At 66.0% G+C, this 6,913-nt stretch carries 6 protein-coding genes; 2 read left to right on the top strand and 4 right to left on the bottom strand.

Going from position 1 to position 6,913, the window contains the following annotated elements; genetic code table 11:
- Positions 1-115: 115 nt before the first annotated feature.
- A complete protein-coding gene (locus VD972_RS01210; protein ID WP_324979472.1) occupies positions 116-1,930 on the top strand; it encodes a tryptophan dimethylallyltransferase family protein in 1,815 nt (604 codons plus the stop codon).
- A 39-nt stretch (positions 1,931-1,969) separates the two neighbouring features.
- Here the strand turns inward: VD972_RS01210 and VD972_RS01215 are convergent, their stop codons facing one another.
- The gene (locus tag VD972_RS01215) at positions 1,970-3,370 is read right to left on the bottom strand and encodes a tryptophanase (RefSeq protein WP_324979475.1); all 1,401 of its coding nucleotides are present in this window, start codon (positions 3,368-3,370) and stop codon (positions 1,970-1,972) included.
- Positions 3,371-3,616: 246 nt separating this feature from the next.
- On the opposite strand from VD972_RS01215, the gene VD972_RS01220 reads away from it, so the two are divergent.
- Positions 3,617-4,240 (top strand): hypothetical protein, encoded by a 624-nt coding sequence (locus tag VD972_RS01220; RefSeq protein ID WP_324979477.1) that lies wholly within the window; start codon positions 3,617-3,619, stop codon positions 4,238-4,240.
- Positions 4,241-4,306: 66 nt separating this feature from the next.
- Here the strand turns inward: VD972_RS01220 and VD972_RS01225 are convergent, their stop codons facing one another.
- From VD972_RS01225 to VD972_RS01235, 3 genes are all read right to left on the bottom strand, one after another.
- The gene (locus VD972_RS01225) at positions 4,307-5,695 is read right to left on the bottom strand and encodes a styrene monooxygenase/indole monooxygenase family protein (protein WP_324979479.1); all 1,389 of its coding nucleotides are present in this window, start codon (positions 5,693-5,695) and stop codon (positions 4,307-4,309) included.
- 226 nt (positions 5,696-5,921) lie between these two features.
- Positions 5,922-6,341 (bottom strand): nuclear transport factor 2 family protein, encoded by a 420-nt coding sequence (locus VD972_RS01230; RefSeq protein ID WP_324979481.1) that lies wholly within the window; start codon positions 6,339-6,341, stop codon positions 5,922-5,924.
- Positions 6,342-6,464: 123 nt separating this feature from the next.
- The coding region (locus VD972_RS01235) for a methyltransferase (RefSeq protein WP_324979484.1) at positions 6,465-6,913 on the bottom strand (449 nt) is incomplete at its 5' end.

Raw genomic sequence — 6,913 nt, forward strand, 5'->3', positions numbered from 1 at the left:
GGGTCCAAACCACCCCTCTCGGTCTGACAGATTCTGGGGGGTTACCGAAGACAAGCGGCACACCCGGAAGCACGGCGCGCTGGGTCATCGACAGTCCAGTTGAGGAGCGAAAGCGATGCAACAGGTCCTGGAGCACTTGAGCGGACAGAGGCAGACCTTCGCCAGGTCTGCGTTCATGGGCTTCCTCCAGGATGAGCGCCTGACGCCCCAGGAGCGCCTGAGCTTCCTGCCCTGTGTCGCACCCTTCGTGCTGGGCCTTGCCGATCTGAACCGCACCCTCCTGGGGCGCGAGCCCGAGCTCATCCCCGAGAACCCCCAGGAGAGCGCACACTGGGCCCTGTACCTGAGCGACTTGCAGGTGCTCGGGCTGAGCAGCACCTCGGACCTCACCAGCATGGTGCGGCTGCTGTGGGGTGCGGAAGGCAGCCACACCCGCCGGACGCTCTACGAGCTCATCGATCTGGCGGCGAACGCGAGCCCGGCGACGACCCAGGTCCTCATGCTGGCGCTGCACGCCGCGGGGAGCATGAGCCTGGGAGCGTTCGAGCAGGTGGCCCGCACCTTCGAGTCGCGCACGGGCAAGGAGCTGGTGGGCCTGCGCTTCCTGCGCACCCAGCTCAACCACGCCCCCTGGGCCCAGCAGTCCGTGGATGTGCCTGCGGCGCTGGAGCAGGACGCGCTGGAGGCGATCGACGAGGTCTTCAGCCTCCTGGGCGACCTGGCCAACCACCTGCTGACCTACGCGCTGCACCAGCTCGAGGTGAAGCGGGCCCAGATGGCCTGGCAGCAGCCCTCCACCCTGACGTTCCAGGAGTTCGGCACCGCCCGCCTGCAGGCGCTGTGCGAGGCTGTGGGCTATGACGCCACGAACACCGCGACGGTGAAGCGCTTCTTCCACTTCATGAGCAGCCCCTGGGGCGCGCGGCGGATCGGCACCACTCCTCCCTGGAAGTCGGACATCACCGACGACCACACGCCGTTCGAGCTCTCCCTGGCCATCGAGGACGGCCGGCCCGAGGTCCGCTTCCTCATGGAGGCCCAGAGCGCCCACGGCCCGAGCACGCTGCGCTCCACCTGGGAGGACGGCCTGGCGCTCTCCGAGCGGCTCGGCGAGGAGTTCGGCGTACGGTTGGAGCGGCTCAACCAGGTGAAGGATCTCTTCGAGCCGGTGGATCCCCGCGCGCGCTTCGCGCTCTGGCACGCCTTCTTCGTGAAGGCCGGCCGGCCCGACGTCAAGGTGTACCTCAACCCCGCGGCGCGTGGCCCCGAGCATGCCAACGACGTGGTCCGGGAGGCCTTGGAGCGGCTGGGCTTCTCGGGAGCCTGGCGCTGCCTCTCCGAGCAGGTGATGCGCTCCGAGGGACAGGACCAGATCCTCTATTTCTCGCTGGATCTGTCGGCGCACCAGGCCGCCCGCGTGAAGATCTACCTGGCGCACCGGGACATCACCGCGGAGGAGCTCGAGTCCGTCATGTCCCTGGCGAAGGAGTACGTCCCGGGCGAGGCCTGGGTCTTCTGCCAGGCGCTGAAGGGCCACACCGGCCACGTGGAGACGTCGCGGCCCGTGCTAACGTGCCTGTCGTTCACCTCGGATGACGACGAGCGCCCCTCCAGCGTGACGCTGCACGTGCCTGTCCGCTGCCACGTGGCCAACGACGGGCAGACCATGGAGCGCATCCGCTTCTTGCTGGAGCCGCAGAGCCACACGCTCTTGGAGCGGGCGGTGCGTGCGCTCGCGCACCGGCGCCTGGATGCGGGCGTGGGGCTGATCCAGTGGGCCTCCATGCGGCGGCAGGGCGGCAAGATCCGGACGACCATGTACCTGGCCACCGAGGCCTACGGCCTCTCCACCCACCTGGAAGCAAAGCCCCGGCCCTCGGACTTCCACGCCAGCACGGAGACCCGGGAGTTCAACCGCGCCGCCTTCTGAGGCGCGGCGCCCACGGATCCGGCGCCGGCCCGGTGGCCGTCACCCGAGCGGCTCGAACTTCGAGAAGAAGTGCTCCAGCACCTCGGGGGCGTAGATGCAGCGGTAGCCCTTGTTGTGAGGCGCCCGCTCCTTCACCCGCGCCATCACCTTCGCGATGTAGTCCAGGTGCCCCTTGGTATAGGTCCGCCGCGGAATGGCGAACCGGGCAAACTGGAAGACCTTCATGCTCAGCTCGCCTGTCTTGGCGTCCACCGTGTTGAAGTGGAACGGGTAGGCGCCGGCGCGGATGCCGCCTTCCAGGTAGAGATCGCAGGTGAGGGCAATGGCGGGGAACTTCTCCAGCGGCAGGTGCCCGTAGAGCGACTCCACGTCGACGAACACCCCGGAGCCGCCCGCGGGCTTGCTGACCTTGATCCCGGCCTTGTCGAAGAGGTCGACGAGGTAGGCCACCTGTCCGGTCCGCTGTGCCAGGTGGGCCTCGTCAATGCCCTCGTGGAGCCCCACGGCCATGGCCTCCAGATCCCGCCCTGCCAGCCCGCCGTAGGTGGGGAAGCCCTCGTAGAGCACCAACCGCTCCTGGCAGCGCCGTGCGAGGGACTCGTCATTCAGGGCGATGAAGCCGCCGATGTTGACGATGGCATCCTTCTTCGCGCTCATCCAGGCGCCCTGCCCGTACGAGAGCATCTCCCGGGCGATCTCGAGGATGGACTTGTCGCGGTAGCCCTCCTCTCGCATCTTGATGAAGTACGCGTTCTCCGCGAAGCGGCACGCATCGAAGTAGACGGGGATGTTCCAGCGATCCGCCAGGCGCCGAGTCTCACGGATGTTCTCCATGGACACGGGCGAGGAACACGCGAAGTTGTTCAGCACCGTGATCATGATGAAGGGGACGCGCTTGTGGTGGCGCTCGAGCGCGGCCTCGAGCCTGGCCAGATCGAAGTTCCCCTTGAAGGGCTGCTCCTCGTCAAAGCGCCAGAGCCAGTCCCCGATGAGGTCCACGGGCACGGCCTTCCGGTGCATCACGTGCGCGCGCGTCGTGTCGAAGTGGGTGTTGCTCAGGACCATGTCGTCCGGCTTGAGCAGCAGCTCCATCAGGATGTGCTCGGCCGCACGCCCCTGGTGGGTGGGGATGACGTGCTTGAAGCCGAGGATCTCCCGCACCGCCTTCTCCAGCTCGAAGAAGCTGCGGGCGCGCATGTACGCCTCGTCCCCCCGCATGATCGCGGCCCACTGCTGATCGCTCATCGCGCCGGTGCCGCTGTCCGTGACGAGATCGATGAACACATCGTTTGAGTCGATGTGGACAATGGAATAGGTGGCCTGCTTCAGGATGCGCTCGCGCTCAGCTCGAGAAGGCAGGCGGACCTTCTCCACCACCTTGATGCGGTAGGGCTCGGCCAGCGTCTCCAGTTCAAGGTGCGGATCCTCGATCGTGCTCATCAGCCTCTCCTGTAGGAGCGTCAAAGTACCTGTTTCATCGTGCCCATGGGAACGAGCGTCACGCCCGATCCGCCCGAGCGCCTTGAGGCGGCCGTGCGAAGGGCTCTCCACCCGAGGGCTTGCCTAGGGCGGGGCGCCTGTCGGCGCGACACTTGAATTCACCCATCCCCCGTGCTGGAGTACCTCACCGGCTTTGAGCGTCTCAAGCCATCGCGCTACCGGCGACATCCACTTCAGGGGGCGATCATGCAGAATCCGGACGACTACAACGACTACCAGGTCCTCGGCGCCAACATACAGACCATTCTGGACGGGTTCGGGTCTTTCACCCTGCTTGCCAGCAAGATCCTGCTGGATGTGGGCCTGGGCACGGTGGATGACGAAGGAATCGGGCTGGTCAAGCTGGATCCGACCCATTGGTACCCTGTTTCCTCCCTCATCCGCGCCATGGATCGCGTCCAGGCGGAGTTCGGTGAGTACACCATCAAGCAGGCGGGCCTCTTCGTCGCCAAGAGGGCGAAGCAGGTGGGAGATGCCCACTTCCGCGACATCGAAACGGCCATGAAGCTGATGGGCGCGGGGTACCACATCAACCACGCCAAGAACTTCGTGCCGATGTTCAACCCCCAGACGGGCGAGATCATCGAGGGCATCGGCAACTACAACCTCCGGCCGGTGACGGGCAAGGGCGAGCTGATCTTCGACGTGGACGCCCTGTACCCCTGCGCGTTCGCCGCGGGCATCGTGGAGGGAGTCGCGCTGCTCTTCGATCCCAAGGCCAAGCTCGTGCACGATCCGAAGGCCTGCCGCAAGAAGGGCTCGCCGATCTGCACCTACAGGGTCACCTACAACATCCCAGGCAAGAAGTAGCGCGGCCCCTGCCTCACGTCCGTAGGGAGCGCCAGCTCATGGGCGCTCCCAGTGAAGGGCTGGTCCTCAGGCCGCGGCCTTGTTCTCGGCCACGAGCGAGGGGCGCGGGGACCGCCCCCGCCGATGCCGCAGCGCTCCCCAGATCGCGCTCATGGCGCCGCCGGCGACCGCCCGGATCCACGAGCGGCCCGTCGTCTTCTCAATCAGCTCGTGCAGCCTGCGCGGATCCTGCACCACGTGCGTCAGGAGCCCTGGATCGATCACGTTCTCGACGAACGCGTTCGCCAGCCGCTGCTGGCCGCTGAGGTTGTCGACGCGACCGTCGCTGCCTTGCTGAGCAAAGAGCAGCTTGCGCATCCCGACCGTGGGCGGCTCCAGCAGCATGTTGCTGAAGGCATAGGTCGGTGCGCCGTGCCGAGCCCAGAAGCGCTCGAAGGTGTCCGTCATCCACTGGGCGTCGAAGGGCCGATCCCCGTGGGCAACAACGGACTCGACGAGGTTGCGCACCATCTTGTTGCCGTTGTTGGCGCCTTGACCCGCGATGGGATCCAAGGACATCGCCGTGTCGCCCACAGGGGTGACCCAGCGGCCCGAGGGCAGCCGCCCCACGGGCTTGCGGACCGTGGGAGTGATCTTCCCTACCAGCCAGCCGAGCGGATCCGACAGCTCGGCGTTCTTGAGCCAGTCGTATTCCCAGGGCGTGAACTCACGAACCACCTGCTTGAGCTGCTCCAGCACCTGCTCGCCGCTGGTGGCGCCCTCGAAGCGGTCCAGCGGGCCGCCTGGCTTCGCCTCGATGAGCAGGCCCCAGCTGGGCCCCACGTCCTTGTGGAAGTAGGGGATCCAGAAGGACTCGCCCACGGTACCGATGATGTTGTACTTCACCGGCAGCAGTGGAGTGCTGTCGAAGCCCATGGCAGGCCCCTTCACGCAGACCATGGCCAGGTGGCGCTGCGGCTTGTCATAGACGCTGCGCTCGGCATCTCGCTCGAACAGGCGGCTGAGCTCCCCACGCCCTGAGGCCACGATCGTCAGGTCATTCTCGGCGGCGATCTGGTCCAGGCTCTCCACCGAGACCGAGCCGAGCTCGATCCGGCCGCCGCGGCGGGTCAGCTCCTCCATCCAGCGCTGGCTCTGCAGCCGCAGATCGATCGCCAGGAAGGGCTGGGGCATGCGCCCGGCCAGCGTGAGCAAGGGCTTGCCCGGCATGGGCGAGAGCGTGATGTGGCCCCCGGTACCCCAGTTCGCCTCCTGGTCCCAGAAGTTGAGGCCCAGCTCGCGCTCGAACTGAAGCGCGATGTCGAAGCGGACCGCGGTGCCCGTGGGCTTGCTCTCCTTCACCCACTGCTCCGGCGTCCGATCAGAGTAGAGCGTCACCTGGTACCCACTCTTCAGCAACCCATGCGCCGCGAGGAGTCCTGCCTGCCCGGAACCAATGATGGCAATGCGACGCATGGTGCCCTCCTATGAATGGCGATGACCCGACAGAGCTGTTCGCTGAGCGTGAAAAATTGTATCCAGCGAGGGATGGCAATTCAAGTTCTCACCGACTTAGAGGTCTTAGCTGTAAGGTATTGTAGTCCAGCAACTCCGGACTCAATCCGCAGACGAACCCCTGCTCGGAGACGAGCCCGAGGCCGCTGTAGAGAGCGCTGAGGCCGCTGTAGAGAGCGCTCGCGAGTTACTCGAAGAGCACACGCAGCTGGTACGCGGTGTCGGTGTACTCCCGCACCGACTGGACCTGACCATGGGTCACGGTGAAGACGACGCAGTAGTTGTTCTCGTAGGAGAGCCCCCGGACCGTCTTGGCGCTCATGAACCACTCGACGACCACGGTGGGCCCGTCAGCGCTGACGGACTTGATCTCGAACTTGAACGGGGCAGTGAAGTCGAAGCAGGCCGTGACAAACCCGACCAGGAAGGTCTGGATGACCGCCTCCTTGCCGACGTAGTGGCCTCCCTGGGGCAGATAGCTCCCACCGATGACATCCCAGACCACGTCGTCCTTGAACGTGCTGTAGAGCGCCTGGAGGTCCACTCGTCCAAAGGCGTCCAGGGTCCGCAAGACGACCGCCCGTGACTCTGCCGACTTATCCGTCAAGGCCTCTGATGCCATCGATCACACCTCACCCATTGCCGGCCCCTTGGCCCAAGCGAGCCGAGCCTATGCAATGGGCCAGGCCTTGTAAAACAGGCCCGGCCTGCAGGGACAACGGTCCACGGATCAGACCGAGACGGCCTCGAGGACGCGGTAAGGCGTGAGGGTGGGCACCACGCGCTTGAGCTCGAAGCCCGACGCCGCCAGGAGGCCGCGGAACTCCTGCTCGTTGCGCTCGCGTCCCTCCTGCATGACGAGCATCGCCATGTCGTACACCCGTGCCTCCAGGGCCTGCAGCGGCACCGGGTCGATGACGAGCTCCACGATGAACAGCTTCTTGCCCGGCTTCCCCGCAGCCTTCCGAGTCACCGAGAGGATCTGCTTCACCTGCTCGTCGTCCCAGTCATGAAGGATCCACTTCATGAGGTACGCGTCCAGCCCCTCAGGCTGCTCCTTGAAGAAGTCACCCGAGGCGAACGTGCAACGCCCCTCCTTCACGAAGTCGCTCAGCGGCCCCTGGGCGCGGGCGCTCTCGATGACCTGGGGTTGCTCGAAGAGGAGGCCCTGCAGCCCGG

The sequence above is a fragment of the Hyalangium sp. genome (genome assembly GCF_035629615.1).
Lineage (GTDB): Bacteria > Myxococcota > Myxococcia > Myxococcales > Myxococcaceae > Hyalangium.

Coding starts and splice junctions, on each gene's coding strand:
- VD972_RS01210 (WP_324979472.1), top strand. CDS start 116: ATGCAACAGGTCCTGGAGCACTTGAGCGGACAGAGGCAGACCTTCGCC.
- VD972_RS01215 (WP_324979475.1), bottom strand. CDS start 3,370: ATGAGCACGATCGAGGATCCGCACCTTGAACTGGAGACGCTGGCCGAG.
- VD972_RS01220 (WP_324979477.1), top strand. CDS start 3,617: ATGCAGAATCCGGACGACTACAACGACTACCAGGTCCTCGGCGCCAAC.
- VD972_RS01225 (WP_324979479.1), bottom strand. CDS start 5,695: ATGCGTCGCATTGCCATCATTGGTTCCGGGCAGGCAGGACTCCTCGCG.